At 33.9% G+C, this 21,822-nt stretch carries 12 protein-coding genes and 3 pseudogenes; 7 read left to right on the top strand and 8 right to left on the bottom strand.

What is annotated here, in order from left to right; translation table 11 throughout:
* The first annotated feature begins 58 nt into the window (after positions 1 to 58).
* Positions 59 to 781, top strand: coding sequence for a phosphoribosylaminoimidazolesuccinocarboxamide synthase (gene purC / locus ABWU38_RS08020; RefSeq protein WP_253307224.1), 723 nt, complete (start codon positions 59 to 61; stop codon positions 779 to 781).
* Here the strand turns inward: purC and purM are convergent.
* Positions 778 to 1,815 carry a phosphoribosylformylglycinamidine cyclo-ligase gene (gene purM / locus ABWU38_RS08015; RefSeq protein ID WP_353272266.1) on the bottom strand — a complete coding sequence of 346 codons (1,038 nt, stop codon included), beginning with the start codon at positions 1,813 to 1,815 and terminating at the stop codon, positions 778 to 780. The genes purC and purM overlap by 4 nt on opposite strands.
* Before the next feature lie 133 nt (positions 1,816 to 1,948).
* On the opposite strand from purM, the pseudogene ABWU38_RS08445 reads away from it, so the two are divergent.
* Positions 1,949 to 2,239: pseudogene (locus tag ABWU38_RS08445) on the top strand (hypothetical protein); the annotation flags it as partial.
* Positions 2,240 to 2,673: 434 nt separating this feature from the next.
* On the opposite strand, the gene ABWU38_RS08005 reads toward ABWU38_RS08445, so the two are convergent.
* Positions 2,674 to 3,492: a transporter associated domain-containing protein gene (locus ABWU38_RS08005; RefSeq protein ID WP_353272267.1), complete on the bottom strand. Its 819-nt coding sequence runs from the start codon at positions 3,490 to 3,492 to the stop codon at positions 2,674 to 2,676.
* A gap of 402 nt (positions 3,493 to 3,894) precedes the next feature.
* On the opposite strand from ABWU38_RS08005, the gene hemE reads away from it, so the two are divergent.
* Positions 3,895 to 4,911 carry a uroporphyrinogen decarboxylase gene (gene hemE, locus ABWU38_RS08000; protein WP_264687846.1) on the top strand — a complete coding sequence of 339 codons (1,017 nt, stop codon included), beginning with the start codon at positions 3,895 to 3,897 and terminating at the stop codon, positions 4,909 to 4,911.
* A 69-nt stretch (positions 4,912 to 4,980) separates the two neighbouring features.
* The gene (locus ABWU38_RS07995; protein ID WP_264687845.1) at positions 4,981 to 6,174 is read left to right on the top strand and encodes a pyridoxal phosphate-dependent aminotransferase; all 1,194 of its coding nucleotides are present in this window, start codon (positions 4,981 to 4,983) and stop codon (positions 6,172 to 6,174) included.
* A gap of 85 nt (positions 6,175 to 6,259) precedes the next feature.
* On the opposite strand, the pseudogene ABWU38_RS07990 reads toward ABWU38_RS07995, so the two are convergent.
* The 4 genes and pseudogenes from ABWU38_RS07990 to ABWU38_RS07975 form a co-directional block, all read right to left on the bottom strand.
* Positions 6,260 to 7,490 (bottom strand): annotated as a pseudogene (locus tag ABWU38_RS07990) (IS256 family transposase).
* 23 nt (positions 7,491 to 7,513) lie between these two features.
* Positions 7,514 to 8,437 carry a hypothetical protein gene (locus ABWU38_RS07985; protein ID WP_265016761.1) on the bottom strand — a complete coding sequence of 308 codons (924 nt, stop codon included), beginning with the start codon at positions 8,435 to 8,437 and terminating at the stop codon, positions 7,514 to 7,516.
* Between the two features lie 664 nt (positions 8,438 to 9,101).
* The gene (locus ABWU38_RS07980) at positions 9,102 to 10,739 is read right to left on the bottom strand and encodes a recombinase family protein (protein ID WP_353272803.1); all 1,638 of its coding nucleotides are present in this window, start codon (positions 10,737 to 10,739) and stop codon (positions 9,102 to 9,104) included.
* Positions 10,726 to 10,944 carry a hypothetical protein gene (locus ABWU38_RS07975; RefSeq protein ID WP_341819653.1) on the bottom strand — a complete coding sequence of 73 codons (219 nt, stop codon included), beginning with the start codon at positions 10,942 to 10,944 and terminating at the stop codon, positions 10,726 to 10,728. The genes ABWU38_RS07980 and ABWU38_RS07975 overlap by 14 nt, the downstream gene beginning before the upstream one ends.
* Before the next feature lie 176 nt (positions 10,945 to 11,120).
* On the opposite strand from ABWU38_RS07975, the gene ABWU38_RS07970 reads away from it, so the two are divergent.
* On the top strand, positions 11,121 to 12,377 hold the full coding sequence (locus ABWU38_RS07970) for a hypothetical protein (protein ID WP_264376371.1): 1,257 nt from the start codon (positions 11,121 to 11,123) through the stop codon (positions 12,375 to 12,377).
* A 437-nt stretch (positions 12,378 to 12,814) separates the two neighbouring features.
* Positions 12,815 to 13,774, top strand: coding sequence for an IS110 family transposase (locus tag ABWU38_RS07965; protein WP_253308968.1), 960 nt, complete (start codon positions 12,815 to 12,817; stop codon positions 13,772 to 13,774).
* A 112-nt stretch (positions 13,775 to 13,886) separates the two neighbouring features.
* Here ABWU38_RS07965 and ABWU38_RS07960 read toward each other — a convergent pair.
* Positions 13,887 to 14,096, bottom strand: a pseudogene (locus ABWU38_RS07960) (major capsid protein); the annotation flags it as partial.
* 34 nt (positions 14,097 to 14,130) lie between these two features.
* Positions 14,131 to 14,508 (bottom strand): head decoration protein, encoded by a 378-nt coding sequence (locus ABWU38_RS07955; RefSeq protein ID WP_353272463.1) that lies wholly within the window; start codon positions 14,506 to 14,508, stop codon positions 14,131 to 14,133.
* Between the two features lie 437 nt (positions 14,509 to 14,945).
* Between ABWU38_RS07955 and ABWU38_RS07950 the strand changes: the two genes are divergently transcribed.
* The gene (locus ABWU38_RS07950) at positions 14,946 to 21,740 is read left to right on the top strand and encodes an ankyrin repeat domain-containing protein (RefSeq protein WP_353272802.1); all 6,795 of its coding nucleotides are present in this window, start codon (positions 14,946 to 14,948) and stop codon (positions 21,738 to 21,740) included.
* Positions 21,741 to 21,822 lie beyond the last annotated feature (82 nt).

Here is a 21,822-nt window from a genome sequence, read left to right as displayed (position 1 = left end):
TTATTTGGAGCTATACTCTAAGAACAGTAAATTGATATAATATATAGTTAAATTAAGCATGTCACTGAATAAAACAATATACGAAGGTAAAGCGAAAGCCATTATTGAAACTGAAGACTCATCAACTGTTATACAGCACTTTAAAGATGATGTTACAGCATTCAATAAGAAAAAATATGAAATTATTGAGGGCAAAGGAATAATTAATAATCATGTTAGTGCTTTTATCATGGAAAAGCTTGAAGAAGCAGGAACTAGCACGCACTTTATAAAAACTCTAAACGAAAGAGAACAGCTAGTCAAAAAGCTCAAGATAATACCTCTTGAGGTGGTAGTTAGAAATGTTGCAGCTGGCAGCTTTTGCAAACGTTTTAATATCAAAGAAGGTGAGGCACTTACATCTCCTATAATCGAGTTTTTTTACAAAAATGATGACCTAGCCGACCCAATGGTGAATGAAAATCACATACTGTATTTTGATTGGCTATCTAGCAAAGAAATGGATGAAGTTAAAACTACAACTTTAAAAATCAACGAAATCTTAGTCCACCTATTTTCAAATGCAAGTATATATTTAGTTGATCTCAAGTTAGAATTTGGCAGATTAATAAATGACAGTACTAAAATCATTTTAGCCGATGAAATCAGCCCTGATAACTGCAGGTTATGGGATAAAAATACTTATAAAAAGCTAGATAAAGACGTCTTTCGTTTGAATTTAGGAGATTTAAAGGAAGCGTACCTAGAAGTTGCAAAAAGACTGTCAGTAAAGTTAGACTAACTAAATACTACTCTATCAAGTGGAGGGTTACATGCCTCATCAAGTTTTCCAATAATTTCAATTTTTTCTCCACGTTTTTGGAAATGATTTTTCACGTTTTGCATATTCTCAGGACTTACGATCAATACCATGCCAATACCACAATTAAATGTTTTTAGCATTTCTTTCTTCTCTATTTTACCCTCCTTTGTTAGCCATAAAAATATATCTGGCCATTTCCAGGAATTAATGTCTATGTTTGCAAATAAGTTTTTTGGAAGAATCCGCGGAATATTATCTATCAAGCCACCACCTGTTATATGTGCAATGCCTTTTACCTTTGGCATAATAGGCAACAAAGAATCAACATATATTTTTGTTGGTTCGAGCAACACTTCTTTCCAAAGCTGATTATTCCATGGAGATGAGTCGTTATAATTTATACCTAAGCCTTTGAAAATATGGCGCACCAAAGAAAACCCATTTGAGTGAATTCCACCTGACTCTAAGCCAACTATATAATCACCTACTTTCATCATGCTACAGTTTGGAAGAATTTGCTTTCGATCAACTACACCAACCACAAACCCTGCAAGGTCATAGTGATTATTATCATACATTCCAGGCATTTCTGCAGTTTCCCCACCAACCAATGCTATTTTAGCTTGCTTGCACCCCTTTGCAATGCCTTGGACCACAGATAATAAAACGTCCTTGCTCAAAACACCTGTTGCAAAGTAATCAAGGAAAAATAAAGGCGTTGCTCCTTGTGCAAGTAAGTCATTTACACACATTGCAACTAAATCTATACCTATAGTATCATGCCTATTCACTTCTTGAGCTATCAATAGTTTCGTACCTACTCCATCAGTTGAGGAAACAAGTACTGGATGGTCATATTTCTTACTTAGTGCAGCAAAATCAAACAACGCAGAAAATGAACCTATTTCGCTGATTACTTCTTCTCTAGTAGTTTCTTGAGCAATAGGCTTGACTTCTTTTATTAACTTATTATATAGTTCAAGATCTATTCCTGATCTGATATAAGTATTCATAATCCTTCTATAAATTTTAAAATTGTTAATACTATATTAATGCCTTGATATAAAAAGTGCAACGAAACTTTCTCTTAATTGACTATTATATGTTTACCAATATAGGGTAACTTAAATCATTTATAATTATCCAATGAACAAAAACATCAAAAACATACTGTTAATAACGGAGCTGCTATCAGGACGGCTGCTTCATGACTTTGCTAACTCTATGAATGGAATAATGTTTGGCTTAGAAGAGCTTGAAGTAATAGATAAGAACGATGCTGATGCGCAGAAGGAAGCATTGTCGTTTCTTAAAGAAAGCTCCGATGATTTAATATATAAACATAAAGTTATGAAGCAGGCATATTCTTCTTCAGCAGATAATTACAGCTTTGATCAGACCAAATCTAATATCGAAAATTATTTATTAAAAAAAAAAGTAAAGCTTACGTGGAAAATAGACGCATACTCTGCAAAAAATAAGGAAGATTTAATTGAAAAGATAAATAAGATAATTTCTAATATGGTGCTAACTATAGCCAGCGCAGTGGCGGAAGTTGAACTAGTGTCTGTTTTACTGAGTCAAACAGAAGATAAAATGCTATTAACTATAAAAATTCTAAATGAACACAAACCAATAAGCAAATCATTAGTAGACAAATTAATCAAAAAAAATGACACTAATTTAAATACAAAAGATATTAATATCTATATGACCTCTTTATTATTAGAGTACTATAAAACTGAAATGCATTGTACTTGCGAAAATAATTTGCTGGAGATAGGTTTAACTATACCTTGAGTTGCATATTTGGTTATTACAACTTTTTCTTCGTTTCAAGGCAAGACATTCCCCGACAAGGGGTACCAAATCTAATTTTTGTAATCACTTAAGTCTAGTACTATTTTATTAATGTAGCGCTCATTTGCATCTTTGATGATAAACTTCATACCATTTTTATATTTAATGACTTCATCTACAGAAGGCACTTTACCAGCAATCGAAAGAATCAAACCACTAAGTGTAACATAGTCTTCTTCAGGGTCACGTAATTCTATTTTTAGATCCTCTTCTATATCCTTTATAAGAACCCTTGCTGACACTTCAAACTTATTTTGAGACAATTCAGTAATGGTATATTCTGAATTTATTTCGTTCTCACTATCAATGTTTGGTATTAGCTCCTCTATAAGATCGGTCATTGAAATTAAACCATCAGTTCCACCATATTCATCCAATACAATAGCTAAGTATGACTTAGAAGATTTCATCCTAACAAAAAGATTAGTTGTCTTCATCGAGGGCGGAACAAATATTACGCTTTGTATAATATTTCTCAGATTAAAATTTTTATCCCTATTAAAAATAACATCTTTTACATAAAAAAAGCCTATTACGTTATCAAAGTTATTTCTATAAATTGGTATTTTAGTGTGGCAAGTGTTTTTTATCTTCTTTATTATTTCACGCTCGCTTGACTCAATGTCTACTGCGCATATCTCTGTACGTGGAGTCATTATATCCATTATACCACAATCGCGGAATTTTAATAGACCATTAAATATATTAAGGTCTGGCAGATCTTTCATTAATGCTTCAGTCGCACACTTTTTCAACACAGAAGCTTTTTTGAAAAGGAAGAGAAAAATTCTATATGCTATTTTTTCTACTAAGGTTCCTTTTTTACTCAATTTATTCCCTGTAATGGCAAAAACGTTTTCAGATCAGATTTATCAAGAAAACTGTTATTAAATGTTTAATAAGCATGTGAATAATGTCAAATTAATTTGTGAATTATTTGTTGATATAAAATACCAACAATTGATCAACAGTTTTTTCAACGACATATACATAGTTATGTAACAATGCATGATGGTAAAATGTTTTCCATAAAAGAAAATTACTAACACTCTGAACATCTTACTTATACACATAAATCATAACAGAAAATCAATAGCATATAGAAGTTGTTAACATATTTATCCACAAATTAAACAACGCCAATTTTTACTGAATTTTAAGTTAGTAACAAGTTGTTGATAGAACTATTATTACTACTATACTTTAGTATACAGAAAAATAGATAAAATAGATTGGAAAGCAGCAAAACAACAATAGTAGAAGTTATCAAACAAAATGAGCCAGGTGAAAGAGTGCCTATTTGGCTAATGCGTCAGGCTGGCAGGTCTCTTCCTGAGTACCGCAAAGCAGTGGAAAATATGAATAATTTTATGGAGATATGCTACAACACAGATTTAGTGACAGAATTGACGTTACAGCCAGTGACAAGATTTGACGTGGATGCGGCGATAATTTTTTCAGACATTTTAATAATAGCTGATGTTTTGGGTTGTGACGTGAATTTCCTGCGCAATGTGGGCCCGAGAATAAAACCTATAAAGAATCCTAAAGAATTGAAAAGTCCACAAGACATTGAAGCTAAAATTTTACCAATTCTAAACGCTATAAAGAAAGTCAGAAGTCAGCTATCAAAAAAAAAGTCTCTTATAGGATTTGCTGGTGGCCCATGGACAGTAGCTTCATATATCATAGAAGGTGGAAGCAGCAAAACTTTTTCCAAAGTATTAAATTTTTACCCTTCGTATTTGAAGGAAATAATTGAACGAATAACGGAAGCAACGATTATTTATCTAATTAAACAGATAGAATTTGGAGCAGATGTTATTCAGCTATTTGACAGTAATGCTGGTGCATTATCGGAACCATTGTTTAAAGAATATGTTATCGAACCAACAAAGAGAATTACCTTGGCAATAAAGGATAGATTTTCTGATTTTCCAATAATAGGATTTCCAAGGTCTGCTGGAAATCTTTATAAGGATTACTGCGAACAAACAGGTGTATCTGCAGTAAGTATAGATTATAATGTCCCAATAGAATGGGCGAAAGCGAATCTAAAAATCCCTCTACAAGGAAATCTTGATCCTAATCTTTTAGCCTATAATAAAACGGAAGCAATAAAAGAAGCAAAACGTATAATAGATTGCTTTAGAGATTCACCCTTCATATTTAATCTCGGACATGGAGTACTCCCTGATACTCCAGTTGAAAATATCACTGCGTTGGTGAATTTGGTAAAAAGCTACTAATACAATACACAAAATTCCTAGCTTTTTTGCTGTACAGGGTTTATCATTTGAATTTAGCTTCAGTAAGATATGTCAGACCTTGCAAAAAGAATGTCCCTAATAAAACCATCACCTACGATTGCTGTAACTGATAAGGCAAATAAGTTGAAAAATAAAGGAAAAAAGATCTGTGTTTTAGCTGCAGGAGAACCGGATTTTGATACTCCAGATCATATAAAAAAAGCAGCTATTCAAGCAATAAGTGAAGGTAAAACTAAGTATACTGCTGTTGATGGAACGCGTGAGCTGAAAGAAGCAATAATTAATAAGTTAAGAAGGGATAATAACCTCGAGTACACGTTTAACCAAATCTGTGTTGGTACTGGCGCTAAGCAGGTGTTATTCAATTTGTTTATGGCAACAATTAACTCTGGAGATGAAGTTATTATTCCAGCTCCTTATTGGGTTTCATATGTTGATATGGTAAATCTTTTTGGGGGCTTACCAGTTGTAGTGGAATGCAAACAAAATTTTAAACTGACAGCGGAATTATTGAAAAGCAGGATAACTAAAAAAACTAAATGGTTAATTCTTAACTCACCGAACAATCCTGCAGGAGTTGTGTACACATATGATGAATTGAAAGACATAGCACAAATATTGCTTGAATATCCACATGTGAATGTCGTTACAGATGATATTTATGAGCATATAATATACGACGAAAAGTTTTTTACTATCACTCAGGTTGAGCCAAAGCTTTACAACAGAGTTTTTGTAGTCAATGGAGTGTCAAAAGCCTATGCAATGACAGGCTGGAGAATAGGGTATATTGCAGGTAGAAGTGATGTAGTAAAAGCTATCTCTACGCTGCAGTCTCAGAGCACTTCTAACCCAAATTCGATAGCACAAGCAGCAGCAGCAGCAGCATTAAACGGTGACCATAGTTTTTTGAAAGAAAGAACAAGGATTTTTAAGAGTCGTAGAGATTTTATGGTGAAAAAGCTAAATTCTGCTCCGGGATTATCAGCATCCATTCCGCAAGGCGCATTTTATTTATTTGTCTCGTGTGAAGGATTGCTCAGTAAGAGTACAAAAAGTGGTAAAGTAATAAATAATGATCTTGATTTCACTGAATACCTGCTAGAGGATCATTTAGTTGCTGTGGTTCCAGGAATTGCGTTTGGTCTAGAAAATTTTATCAGAATTTCTTATGCAACCTCTCAGGAACAATTAGAAATTGGATGTGATAGTATTACTAAAGCGTGCCAGGAGTTAAAATGAAATAGACTATCCATAAATTACCCATTTCACCGCGTCAAAAATATTCACTAAGGGAGTATTAAATAAACTGTGTCAAACCGCATTTTTAGTTCAACTCAATTTTCAATCTGCCAGGAAAGAAAACATCAAGTTGAGAGATAGTTAATGCCCAATCATGTACAGGCATCGTCCACTTTTCCTCTGCCTTCTTTATAGCACAATATACCTGCTTATACAAGGCATTTATGCTGGTAAATGAGCCTTTGGTCTTAGTGAATTTCCTAATTTGCCTATGTAGCCCCTCTATGGGATTGGTGGTGTAGATTATCCTCCTAACTGGACCAGAATACTTAAAATAACCAGACAAGTTTTCCCAATTATTCTGCCAAGATTTTATAACCATAGGGTACTTTGTGTCCCATTTTTCATCTAATTCCAACAGATAATTCTCGGCAATTTCCTTGCTTGAAGCTTGATATACCTTCTTTAAATCGCTCAAAAAACTCTTCGCATCTTTACTGGCCACATACTTCAGTGAGTTGCGTATCTGATGCACTATACACATCTGCACTTCCGCATTAGGAAAGACACTGTTTATAGCTGCAGGAAAGCTTTTCAGCCCATCAACGCAGGCAATAAGGATATCTTCTACTCCTCTTTCTTTGAGGTCATTTAGCACTCCCAACCAGAAGTTAGCTCCTTCACTTTCAGCCAAATAAAAACCTAATACTTCTTTTTTGCCATTTTGATCTATGCCTAATATGTTATACATGCATTTACTTACGCAATGCCCGTCCTCTTTGACTTTAAAAAACCATGAAAACTATCGGATATACAGACTGCAGCGGGCGACTATGCCATTCGTTGATTACTGGTAGCAATTTGTCAGTAATACTTGATATCTCTGCCACCGATATTTTGTGATCATAAATTTCCTCAACATGTGACACTATATCTCTATAGCCCATACCACTGGCAAATGTGCTCAAAATCTTCGTTTCAAGCTCTGGATGTAAGTTTGTTTGCCTTTTTTTGACTATTTGTGGTTCGAAACTTCCTTCCCTATCTCTTGGCGTCAAAAGCTCAAATGACCCTGCGCTTGTACGTAAAGTCTTTGCATTCCTCCCATTTCTTCGATTATTCTCTTCGCTTTCAGCCGACAAGTGGTTTTCTATTTCACCTTCCAGGCTTACCTCCAGCAACTTTTTTATAAACGGTGTTAATGCTCCATCTCTTCCTGTCAACGGTCTTCCTTCTCGTATAGACAACAGGATATTTGTTTCTAATTCTTTATAATCTACCAAACCGGTAGTTCTGTTTACTACTTTCTGACTCATTGTCAAACCTCCATTTTTTTATATCAATTTATTACTTTTTTTTCGGTTTGACACAGTTTATTTAACACTCCCGAGCTTGGACCAGTATTCAATTCATCAGAAGACTCAGCTACTAAATTAGAGGCTTGAGATTCATGTATATCATGATTAATTGACCTACTTTCACTTCTTTCTTTATTAGTTTTCTTTTCTTGATTCTCCTGAAATCGTCTCATTAGCTCTTGTATTAACTCTTTTTGGCCCTCCATTAACTCTTTTTTAAAATCTTCCTTGTCTTGCTTCATTTGATTCATCCCTTCTTGATGTCTTTCCTCTGCTCTTTTCCTTTCTTGCTTCATTTGATTCATCTCTTCTTGATGTCTTGTCTCCGCTTCTTTTTTTGCTTTAGACATCTCTCTTATTAACTCTTTTAAGTTCTCTTGTTCAACTTTAGAATTCTCTCTTTCCTTTTTATACCTTTTTTCATCTTCCTCCGCTTGCTTCATTAAATCTTTTATCCCTTGTTCTAATTCATTAATCAACGCTTGATTCCTTCCCCCTGTTTCCTCCCCTTTTTTAACTGCTTCTTTCAACAGCTTTTGCAACCTTTCTGTTTCCTTTTGCAACTTCTCTCTTTCCTCCGTAGACTTTTCTCTCTCCTCTTTAGATTTGTTAATTGATTCATTAAGTTTGTCTGTTAGATTTTTGTTTTCTTGTTTTATTGCTGCGATTGCAGAATTACACTCCTCTTTAACTTCTGTCAATTGTTTCTCAAAACTTTCTAACATTTGCTTATTCTCAGCTTCTAATTTTGATATCATTTCTTCCTTCTGAGATATGGTATTATTTTGCACAGCTATAGCGTTATCCTTCTCAGCTACAACATCCTCTAGTGTAGCTATAGTATTATCTCTCTCAGCTATAGCTCGATTTCCAGTAGCACTACCAACAATACCACCTAACACCACCAATAGCACTACCAACTGCAGCACCAGCAACTCCAGCAGCAATAACTGCAGTATCCACTCCAAACATATAACCTCCTCTTAAAATAAAAATTATTATGTATAACAAAATTGATTAGTAAGTCAACTACCTTTTTCAAAAAATACTTTCAATAAAAATGTAAGTCAATTAGCACCACAAAAAATCTAATTATTGACTTTTTCTAAAATTGCAAAAAAGTACCTACCTTTGTGAGAACTTATTGGGTAAAAATAGGGTTGTGCAAATAAAGGTGTGAAATTTTTGCAATAAAGCTAGGTACGTTAGTTCGCACCTAAATATCACAAAAATAGGCTAATATAGCTGATTTTACGATATAGTAGAATTATTATATAGAAAAGTTCGCACAGAACAAGCGGTAGACCAACTGATTCCAAGAAAAATTGTTCTCACCGTCCCTGGTTTTGAGCACTGAAAATGGCTATATTATTTAAGCTATTAGTAAAATACGTTGTTAGATTAATACTAATTTTCTTAAGGAGGAATTTAAGGCAAACTCATAATGAAAACAGAATTTGAAGGTAAAGAAAAATCCCGTACCGACCTTCTTAAGAGACTTTTGCCTAAAACTACTTTGGGTTAGAAAATTTTCTACAATAATGATTGACAAGTTTTAAAGATAGAATACTATACTTGACTCCTGCAACAATGTTGCAATAAACTTTGGTCCGCTTTTCCACTGTGTGTGAAAGAGTCTGGCAGCTCTTTTACTCGAAACACGATATGCACGTCTTCATGGTTAATCTCAATTCGCTTAACTAATGTTCTAATGATATCACGTCTAGTTAGCCAATCTGCGTTATCAAGACTTGAGTTAACGCTAGAAGAAAACTCTTCTAAAGTAGTCACCACTAGAGTTAGGTCTTGTTCAAGTCTTTTTTGATCAAATATCTTTTTCTTTTGCTCTCCGATCATTTGTAAGGTTTGTTTCATTGCTTTAATTCTTGGTTTAAACTCTTCTTCATTGATGTATCCTTGAGTATAGCCATCAATAAGCCTTGCAATGCCACAGTTTAATTGATCTTCTTTTTTCTCAAGAAAGTCACTTTTTTGATCTAATGGTGATTTTTTAATCTCTGAAAGTCTACGCTTGTATTCTTCTAATATCCGAGTAGGATTTTTCAATAGGTATTTTACCTCTTCCCATACAGCCACGTCTAATACATCTGTACGAATCATTCTATTATTACACATTTTATTGCCACCAAAGTGACCTCGCTCCGTACCAGTACAACGATAATATGTTCGACGAGCGCTAGAGCAAGTGCTAATACCATGATATCCATAATGACAAAGCTGACATACTGTTAAACCTTGCAACAAGTAATTTGCTCCCATTCGTCTTCTCCTAGCTATTCTTTTATTTTCAGTTAGCTGTTCTTGAACTATATCAAATAAATCTTCGTTTATAATATTAGGTACAGGAATATAAATCCAATTTTCTTTATCAGTACGAAAAGTAGAATAATTGTCTTTCGGTTGCTCACAAGAGCGTTTCTGTGGTCTTACGTGTTTTAATTTTACTCCTAGCTTTTTTTTACCGAATGCTGCTTGTCCTTTATAAGCAGGATTTTGTAATAGACGACAGACTACACTCCTATCCCAATACCTTTTTCCTGTTCGTGTTACGATGGACATAGCTCTTAATCTATGACATACTTCTCCAATGCTTACTCTTCCCCTTCCCACCCAAAAAAACATTTTACGAATGACTTCAGCTTCCTCTTCATTAATTTCAAAAAAGGCTTGTCCTCCTCCTATATGCTTATTTATATAACGATAGCCATAAGGAGCTCCACTCATTACATTTATACTGCCTTTATTGGCTGCGTGAATCTTGCCTCTACGACTTCGTTCCATAATTTTTGCACGTTCATATTCTGCTATCATACCCTGTATTTGTAATAGTAATTGAGATTCTGGATTATCGTCAATTTGACAATTCAAGAAAACTGTTTCTACACCCAATTTCTTAAATTCATCAACTAATAACATTTGATGTACATATTTGCGAGCCAAACGATCAGGAGAATGAATATAAACCTTATTAATATTACCTTCTGCTATTTGATCTCTTAATTTTTCTAAACTAGGACGTATTATATCAGAGCCACTATAACCATTATCAATAAATTTATATTCACTTAGTAATTTATGTCCATCAGCACTAATCTTATTCTCTATAGCAGTAATTTGGCTTGCTATTGTATCTCCTTGCACTTGTTTTCCTGAAGAAACTCTCGCGTACAGACTAACAGTTATCATTGCTCCCCCTTAAATTGATTCTATTGTTACATTCAAAAATTTTCTCCTTTTGGCTCCCATTTACTTGTTTATTTAATGCTAGTTTTTTATATGCATCTAATAAGTACAATTCTGCTAACCGATTAGGTTCATAACTATAGCTAACACGAACAGTCAGTTTCTTTTTTCCCATGAGCTTTCCTTGAAAATATATAAATATGTTCATATATCACTCATCGAAACAGATGGTCAGTTGATCGTTGGTTCTATAAGTGAAAACAACTCCTCGTTCTTTGAGTAGAAGCTGCCGGGAAATTATTTTTTTTAGTTTTATGTTTGTTGCAACATTGTTGCAGGGGTATTAAAATGTAATTGATAATCTAATTAATTAAGGTAGTGGCTATGTTGCGTTCAGATATTCCAAAAGTTTTGTTTTCGTCTATTAAAGAGGATGATCCCCATAGAGCATCTAAGCTTTTTCAAATTGAACGCTGGTGCTATGCAAATTGGCGTCTGCACCAAAAAAGTGGCAAGAAAGGACGTAATTTTCTTGCACAGGTATTGTCTAGCGAGGATTGTTGGAAAAAAGTAGACAATTTACACGGAGTTAAGCTTGATAGGCAAATGGTAGGTAAAAAATTGATTGTGCAAAATTCAAATAGTCCTTTTAGTACTGATAAAAGATATGAGATTGCCTGTCGTTATTGCCTGGAAGAAGATATTATTGCTCTATTTGAAGAGAGAAAAAATAAACTATCAGCTCAAGGTAAGAGCAGTCTGTTGGAGTATGGTCACTTAGTTAAGACTCTAGGAGGCAACCTTTTAATAGTTTTTTGGTCACATTTTGTTAGTGGTTACATCTCTAAACTAAATTTAGATGGCTGTCATCCATATGAGTACGGGCTTAAATGTGCTGTGAGTCTTAAGCAAGAGCAGGCAGTGGAATTCTTCTGGAATAAAATAAAATCATTACCTGAAAGTGAGATGAGCGAACAGAAAAAGGATGAAATCTTGATGAAGACAGCAGTATATGTAGCAGGGAACCGTTGTAATAGTTATCCTGAAATATTCGAGTTTTATTTTAGTCAAATAAGTCCTGATAAATATCCAGAACTTCTAAAAAGAGACTTAGCTGAAAATGGTTATTATGGTAGTCTAAACACGCTACAGGGTGCACTTCGCTTTGATCAATTTCAAGCATTGTTTGACTATTTGAAACCAAGTAATGTTTCAGAAGATAAATATCTTGTCTGGCTACACTATATAAAAACAGAAAACAGCTCATATTATGCTGGTGAAGGTGCAAAGCTTTTCATGCATATGTGGAGAAAGGAGGGATTTGATAGCCATCGTACTTATGTGCTGAAGGAAGAAGTTTGTAATAGATCTTGCTTTCTTGTTACAAGTTTATTAGTACCTTGGGTAAATCAAAATTACATGGAACCGGTATGGGCAATATTAGATAAGGCTAATTCTGATCAAATTAAAGAATTTATGGATTCTAGGCAAGCGGAGTATATACGATCTGTGTTAGAGCAAAGAGATATTGATTCATTAAATAAATTTTTATCATACGGTAAGTCTACAGCTGAAGGGTTTACTAGCTTGACTGAGGTTAAATTAAGCAAAGCATGTGAGCAATTAGGGTTGGGCAATTAAGGTATTATAAGGCAATTCTATAAAACAGGTGATGGTTTCTTGTTACTACTTTAGCTTCTGTCAAAAAGGCGTTGCATTATAATATAAATGTTATATATCCAAGTTAGTATGCAGGTAAAAATAGCTTATATTGTTGATATCTCTGATAATAAATAGTGGATTTGGTATAATGTAATGAAGGGGGCTTTATGTTTAAGACACAATATCTAACAGATCACCTTATATGTTAAAAACAAGTTCATAAATATTACAAAGTGGTAATATTAAGAACATGCAGAGAAGAGGAACCGTAGATCGCCTTGGTCATAAAGGACCGTAATTTAGCAAGGTTCTCTTCCCTGATTATTTACTGAAAAGTTCCGAACAACTGATTGAGCTTTTAGGCTCGTATATAAGGGTGGAAAATGCAGTATTACATGTTATTCTATGGAGGAATTATGAATTTATCAAATATCATTGCTGGCATTGATGTTAGCAAAAATAAACTAGATATCCACATTCATCCACTTGGACATTATAAAGTATTTGAAAATAACGTTCAAGCTATTGATCAAATACTCGACTTTCTGCATTTACATAATGTAATCAAAGTTGGACTTGAAGCAACTGGTGGGTACGAAAAATTATGTGCTTATACTTTACTAAGCCATGGTTTCGAAGTATATGTAATTCAACCTAGATGGGTGAGAGACTATGCAAAAAGCCTTGGTATTGCTACTAAAACTGATAAAATAGACTGCAGCATTATCTCACGTTATATTAATAATACAGATATGCGCGTTACTCCTTTAAAAGTTAGTAATGTTGACTTCTTGAGGCAAAAGCTATCTCGTAGAAATCAACTAGTAGAAATGGCAAAAATACAAAAAACTCAAGCTCATCAAGTAACTGATATATCCATAATCAAACAAATGGAAGAGCTACTTGTCATATTACAGAATCAAATTCAAGTTTTAGAAGATGAGATGATTGAGTTGATTGAACAAAGTCAAGAGCTTAAAAAAAAATACATATCAATAACTAGTATACCAGGTGTAAGTAAAATCACAGCTATTACTATTATTTGTTATCTGCCAGAATTAGGAACTCTTCAAAGAAAGCAAATATCTAGCATTGCCGGAGTTGCACCTTTTAATCGAGACAGTGGTTTTAATAAAGGAAAAAGGTGCATTCAAGGCGGTAGGTCACAAATTAGAACAGTCTTGTATATGTGTATTCTTAGTGCGCGGAAATGGAATTCTTTCATAAAAACTTTTTTTGATAGGTTACATAATCAATATAAAAAACCATATAAAGTTGCTTCCACTGCTGCTATGAGAAAGTTACTTTTACTTGCTAACTCTTTAGTAAGAGATGACAGGGTTTTTACTGAGGAATACAGCCCTAAGTCTGCTTAGATCCAACACTAGCAGATTAGTGTGGATGTGGATAAGTGCGCTTACACAGACTGAAAGCACTTATCCACATCCACACTTTTTAAAAGAATTTAAATCAAATATTACAACTTATTTTTCCAACAGTTGCTGGTGCTCCTGGAACTTGAGTTGGAAGTAGTGCTAAAAAACCGTTTTGTTCTTCAATGGCAATATGGCGAAACCTTACTGATTTACTCGGAAAAAGTTTTAAACTTTCAGTTCGACCAAAACTAATTGGTAAAATATTAATAGCTCCAGTTAATGCTATCATATTGAATGCTGGATTTGAAAGTGGATTTTGCATAATGTTTAGCTCCTATTAAAAATTAATATAAAATTCAGATTCCTTTACGGACAATAATACCCCTCTCTTCAAGTTGTTTTATTGCTGCTGTTTCTTGCTCTTCAGTTATATTTGCTGGCCAGACAATTGCATGATCAGCAAGTAAAGCTACGCGAGTAATGATTACTGCTTTAATATCTGCATCTTTACTATTTACATCGTTTATAATCACACCTATTGCTGTTTGAGTACCATCTGTGCCTAGCGGATTTAGAGCTCTTATAAAGCCCCCATCATCTGTCTTTTTGCTAACCACTGCTTCAAGCTTTAGGTTTTGTCCCTTAGCAACAGTAATTTGGTCACGTGAGTATAGATTTGATGCCTCATATTTTAAGAGGTCACCAAGATTATTTGGTTCAGTTATACAAGACATGTTTTTCTCCTGGAAATTTTGGCTGATAAAGTTATTAATTTTGTTTTTTCCGCTGAATTTGTAGTTGCTATAGTCCGCGGAATAGCTTTAGCTTTGTAGGTTTATATATTTTGTCGTGCCTTGGCTGCCTGCATCAATAAATCCTCCGAAATTACGTAAAATATGTTAAAAGCATCTTTGGCTTTATAGCCCACCAAGTAAAAATTATTTTTCAGTATTTTTCATTTCTCTATTGACTTTTAACACAACTGCTAAAAAAAGAAGGCGTTAATTCAAAGATTACCGAATTATCGGATCAAATACAATATATAGAGCAAGCTAAAGAATTTTATCAACTTAAGCGTTATCGTAGATCTGATGTTGATTCCGAAAGTGGAAGTCAGGTTAAGAGAATCGATGTTCCAGGAGACGGTAGTTGCTTATTTTGGTCTGTTACTATGGCTTACTTAATACCCGTCAGAAACGACGATGCTTTATTTCGACAAAGGTATGAAGTACTATTTGGAAATGATGGAACTGTAACCCAAAATTTAGATCATATTAGAGGTTTGGTTCGGAATTTAGGTGCTGCGAATTATGATGATACATTTGCAAATTTAGTAAGAAACGTATTTCGTAATCGAGTAGTTGATCACATAAGTTCTTATAGAAATGAGTTCAGAGATTTTGTTGAAGGTGATTTTGAGCGTTACTTGGAAAACATGAGGAACCCTGATACTTGGGGAGGTGAACCTGAAATAAGAGCAATGAGTGGAATGCTTAGCGCAACGATTAGTGTTTCTGGTGAGGTTGAAACTCAATATGGTAATGGAAATACTCAAATACAGTTATTTCATGTTGGTGCACCAGGTAAACGAAACCATTATAATTTTGGTCTTGAAAGGAATATTATTGATAATGATAAAGAGCTTGCAAAAGGCTTAAAAAGAGTCATGGGTAAAGTAAGACCACAAGACTTTGAGTTAATACAGTTATTGATAGAGGAAGCAAGTAAAGAAGTTGGTATAAGCCAGCAAGATGAGGATTTTAAATCTTTTGAACCGAGATTTCAGTCATTTGTGGATCAGATTCCATCTTATTTACACTCTGTAGAAAAAGCAGGATTTTTTACACACTTCTTCCTAGGGAGCTTTTCTACTTTGCCAGATATAAAAATTGCAGAAAAGTTAAATATTAAAAAGATTTATTTTAGTTTTGATACTTCAAAAACTTTAAAAGTAGCTATTGTTAAAAATGGTCAAATTGGAAATGCTGAAGATGCTATTAATAATATAGATTTATTTTCCATTTCAGAAGGTAAGCGTGGCCATCAGTTTACTGTTAATGAGTTGGAGAACATATTAAGAAAGAATATAGATAGGAGTAAGATTAGAGATCGGGATGTTGAGAATGAGATCCTAAATATTAAGAATGAAATTCAAGATAGAATAAAATCTAGATTAGTACAGATCTATAAAGGAAAGGGTGATATTTTTGTTAATATGGAAGCTAAAGAGATACTTGATTCTGCTACTAGCAAGGAATTTTATGAAATAGAAAAAGGAATATGGAATAATCCGGAAGGTGATATAGCGAAGCTATCTGATTCTGATGCGCAAACAGTTAGCAGGTCTTTAAAAAAAGTTCTTGAAAAAATTAATAACGTTCATTCTGAGTATGTAGGATCAGTAGTCTATGATAATAGTGCACGTGAAGCAGCACATCATGGATTTATGGTAGGCGTTTTCATGAATTTCCACTATAGGTATAATCTTAGAGTTTACCCAGAGCAATTTGCAGGAAGGGGTTATGCAGATATTATCTTGCTGGCTCGTGGTCCTGATCGTGCATTGGATTCTATTCCCATTATTATTGAATTAAAAGCGGGAGCAGGTTCTAATGCTACTCCAGATAAGGCTTTGCAGCAAGCAGAAAGGTATGCACAAGGTTTCCAACCAAATGTTCAGCGAGTTTTAACTACTGCAGATAACATTTTATATGTTGGTGTCAACCTTGATAATCCGTCTCCTATCTCTGATATTAAAGTATCAAATCGTGGAGAAGAAATAATTCCTCTTTTTCAAGATATGTTAAAATCCTCTGATGATTGGGATACGCAAGAGATTGGTAAAAGAGAATTAAAAGAACAGATAAAAGATAATATGGAACGTATTTATCATACGTTTCCTGGTACATCAGAGAAGGGAGATAATCATTATTTTAGTAGGTTTTTACTAGGGCAATCATTATTATTAAGTGAAGATTCAGGAACAAGTTTAAAAAAGTATATTTTTATCTATGGAGACAATATACCTACTGAAGTGCATCCTAATCTTCGTAGGCTTGGACGTCCGGCAGCTCAAAGAGCCAGAGAAAGACTGTCAGCTAACCTTGATGCAAGCCATGCAGTTGTAACAATGGTGCTCATCCCAGAAAATACAGAGAAGTTGGTTTATGTGATGAATATTGTTGAAGCTAACAGAAAAGATGTTTTGAACGGGCTGAATGAAGTTCTTCCTCTTGATAGATTAAATAGAGAAATAGGGAATAGGGAAATAATCGAATTAAGTCTTAATTTTGATACTAGATACAAGTCAGATTTTAAAAGATATCTTACTATTTGGGCTGAAAAATACAATTCTTTACAAGAGTACAACAACGGAGATAATAGATTTCAAGGTACTTTTAAAGAAGTTACTTATCCTAATGAGTTAAAAGAAACATTTGATAAAGCACTAGATATCCAATCCTTATCAATAAGAGGATATAGTAGATTATTAGAAAAAATTGGAGAAGGAATCTTTCCTTTTAAGAGTCTCGTTAATAAAGAAGCTCATTTCCAGGGAATATTGAATGGAGTGTTTAGTTATTATAGTGACTTAAAATTACAGGAATCACCAGAAACTAGAGCATTAGTTTTAACTGAGTTTCAAACTGGTAGAGGGGAACGTATTGACATGCTAGTTCATGGTATTAAGTTTGTGGCTCAAGGTGGAAATGCTGAGGAGTACACTCCAATAGGGTTAGAACTTAAGGCATCAAGGCAGGGTAAAGGGGCTCAAGCTTTATTGAGGGAAGCAAATGATCAAATAAATGAAGAGTACAAAGAAGGTGTTACCTATAAAACACTTACAGATGGTGATGAGGTAAAATTTATCGGTGTTGTTTTCGATAAAGGATCTAATAATCCGAATAAACTTATTTTAACAAGTAGGACAACCAAGGAAGGATTTATTCCTGTTGAAGTAGTTCATAGTTCAGTTCATATGCTGCCTACTGGTGAAGCAACACAATCTTTGAATAAGTTAAATCTTAATGGCTGTGCAAAGCAAAGCAATAGAAAGAAGAGAAGTATTAAATGTTTATTTTCAAAGGATGATGTGGAAAAGTTTAGTAAAGGAAGGGTAGATAAAAATAATGTAGGTAAGGTTATAATTGATAGTGAAAAGTTCCTAACTTATGTTAAAAGCAGTCAAGATGAAGGGAAAAATGCTCAGCTAATAGAGTTTATTGGAAACAAAAATATTGAGGGTGACTATAAATATTTAGTTGATAAGGTGATTGGAGACCAAGGGTATGAGCGCTATATTCAGAATGAGCGTATCAAGGATTTATATGGTGACGTTTTACAGCAAAACAGTGATTTAACAAAAAACCCGAAATTAAAAAGCAGATTAATGAATGCTGCAGGTGGAATACAATTAATAAGAGGAATTCATGGTGCTATTGTATCTTGCAAGGATGGAACAGCAACGGATTGTGGATTAAATCTAGGTGGAATAGGATGGTCTTTTGCGTCTCAACCAATTGAGAATGTAATGGTTAAAATTGCTCCAAAAGTTGTAACATCAGCTGAAAAAGTTGTAGGAAGGATTATACCGGGTACTTTAGGTAAGCAGACAAAATTTGTTGTTCAAGTTGCAGGAGTAAAATTTGGAAGTAAAATAGCGAAAGGCACGGCAGGAGCTATAGCTGGTATATTTGATATTATTGATATAGGCATATCAGCAAATAACCTTGTAGACTGTAAAAATAGAGAAGATAGTAATAATCCATGTGGAGAAAAGGAGATAAGAGATAATATAGCTTCTATAGCCTTTTCTGGTGTGTCATTTGTTTCTGGTGTTGCTCTTACAGCAGCTAGTCTGCCTGGAGTTGGTATTGGAGTTGGATTTGGACTCATGGTAACTCATGGAGTTTATAGTGGTATTAGCAATATTATAGAGTATGAAAAGAAGTATGATACAACTCATGGTGAGAATTTCGATATCTTTTTGCATACGCTTTTACTTTCATCTATGCCATATGATCTGGAACACCTTGCAGCCAGAAATAATATGGTTAATAGTCAAGCTAAAAGAGCCTGGAAAGCTTTAAGTGATAGCCCTAATGATGTAGTTGCCTATGGAGTTGGTTTTGGGGTGGATAGCGACACGCCATCTCTTCATGCAGGGTATGGAAAGATTCTAATGAATAGAACAGATGCTGATACAACAAACCTTTCACGTGTTATACCTGACCCAATTCAAAATGCTACGATGATTTGCTTACCACAAGTCACTAGCGAAATTTATGAAAAAGGTATTAAAAAATCAGTTCCAACAGCTGTGCATCACTGTGAAAATACAATGGTTATTGCTGATAGAAGAAGAATGCAAAATGGTACAATAATTCTTTATAATTTAGAAAGCATAGATGAAGGTACCATTGTTGGAAGTAATACATTAAATAACTACTTCTTGATTTTTAGAGGAAACACAGGAATAACTGGTGGTAATAATACTGTTAACAAATTTATTCTTGTGAAACCTGGAGGTTTTTCGGGTAAAATTATTGGTGGAAGTAATGCTACTAATATACTTGACCTAAGTCAATCAACAGAATACGACTTTGTACAAGCAAAAATTGACTATCGTTTTAGACCTAACGCTCCCGGTCTTTTAAGGTTAACAACAAATCTTCATCGATTGATCAATGATTATGTTGATAGCAATGTCGATGCTTTCAGGTATAGCTATATTGGAAGGCAAAATAAGACAGATAATGTTTTATGTACATATAATTCTAGGCGCCTTACTAGAAACGATAATCGTGACGTCTTTATAAATAGTGGTGGAGGTTTGAGCAAAAATGAGAAGGATACAGTTGATAATTGTAAAAAAGTAGCTATTGCGCCATACACTAAAGTTACAGGTGCAGAAAATGATTATACCTTTTATATAAAAACCACAGATTACGAGGCTAAAGATTTATATTCAGAAATTGATGTAAAAGGAACGGGAACTGTAATCTTTCCGGAAACTAATCTGCTAGATGATTGTGATGAAATATCTTATTTCTCGACTAATAATACTTTATCTTTAAAAATAGGGCTGGGTCAAGGTAATCAATATACCCTTGATATTAAAAATTATATTAAGCAAGGCAGTAATCAACCTAATTTTATGCTGATAGATAAAAATGGTAGTAATATTATTCCTAAAATTGAGAAACTAGAATCATCCATTACAAAAATTAACTCGTTCGAGTTACATACAGAACATTCTCTTGATAGCTTTGATGCTGCAGAAAATCATTACAAGGAAATACTCATTAATAATAAGGACTATAAAGTCTTTGGTGTTGTTAGAGCAAAACTACAAAGCAATAGCGCATTCCAACATATGGTATTTGGTTCTTCAGGAGAAGATATAATAAATTTTGACCAAAGGAGTATGTTTGCTAGAGGTGGAAATGGAAGTGATATGTATGTTATTGATAGCAACACAGAGAAAAGAGAGATTATTATTGATAATAACTCAGGTGATAAAAAATTAGATATGTTGGTTATGCCAGAAGTTCCTGAGGAGTTTTCAATTCAACAGTGTAACTTGCATTTAAACTATAGTAATACTCATGTTCAAGTAAGAAATTATCTTAAGGGTAACAGCTATAGGCACCTTATGGTTATGAACAGTAAAGGAGAAACCTTTATTCCTTATGTACAATCAATGTCATGTGCTGGCTCTTCCGTAGAAAGTGGCAAATTATCTCCCTTTTTCCATGCCACACAGACTCAGAATATGTTTTTGTTGCCTAAGGATTTTGAAGGTGATCATTTAGTGATTGATTCTAATCTTGAAGATATCGAGAAATATAAAGATGAAGATGATCTCTTATTAACAAGAGAAGGTGAGATTCCTTTTATTATTAGAGTAGAAGATTTTTATAATGACCAAAGTAAATGGAGAGATGTTAATTTTCTTCTGTGGAACAATGGTAATTTTTTTCCATATTTAGGTTTACAGCAAGAGGTTGATGGAATAATGGACTATCAAGATAAACTTAAGAATGATTATGAAAAAATTATAAAAGAATATGTTATAGATTTCACTAAGTCTATCAGTATCACACATAATCAAGATGGCACTTTAACTTCGGTGGGGCAAGATGAAGAACGCATAGGAGTAGTGATATTAAAAGATATTACTCCAGATCAGATTAGGGTTTCCAGTAGTAATACAGATTTGGTGTTTTCCGACGAAGTATCTAACCATGTAATCAATGTAAAAAATTGGAATAATTCTGAGTCTTATAGGATTTCTACATTGGAATTCGATTTAGGGTTAGAACCAATAATAATCCGGAGATTAGACAGGTTTAGTTTGTCTGATATAGCAGAAATACAAGGTCTGATTAATAAAGCTTCAGAGATTTGCCAAAAGAAGGCTGGGTGCGAAGCTAACATTGAAGCTAAAAATAACGATGGCCAAACACTTTTTCATGTTGCTGCTCAAGAAGGCAAATTGCGTTCTATTAGGTTTCTTATAGGTAAAATTGAAAGTATGAATTTTGAAGATAATTTGTATTCAGAACCTGATGAACTAGTAAAAGCAGTTCGCCAAAGAGAAAGATTAAAGTCTCTCATAAATGAAAAAGATAAGTTCGGTTATACACCGCTACAATATGCTGCTAAAAATGGCAAGTGGGATATAGTTAATCTTTTCCTTGATAAAACTGCTGAAAGAAATCAAGATGACGTTGCAGATAAAGATAAATTCTCAACAAGCTGGACTACCGTGCACTATGCCGTTTACAATGGTAATATGAGTCTATTTAATGATATATTTCAATTTCTTTCAGATAAAGAAACTATGATTAATACTAAAGACAGTAGTGATTGGACACCTCTACACTATGCTGTATATTACAATGCTTTAGATGTGGTAAAATTTCTTGTGAATACCCCTGCAACAATGTTGCAACAAACATAAAACTAAAAAAAATAATTTCCCGGCAGCTTCTACTCAAAGAACGAGGAGTTGTTTTCACTTATAGAACCAACGATCAACTGAC

The organism is Wolbachia endosymbiont (group A) of Urophora cardui, assembly GCF_964028435.1.
Lineage (GTDB): Bacteria > Pseudomonadota > Alphaproteobacteria > Rickettsiales > Anaplasmataceae > Wolbachia.
The sequence above is the reverse complement of the archived record's forward strand: the minus strand, read 5'-3'. Positions and strand labels throughout refer to the sequence as shown.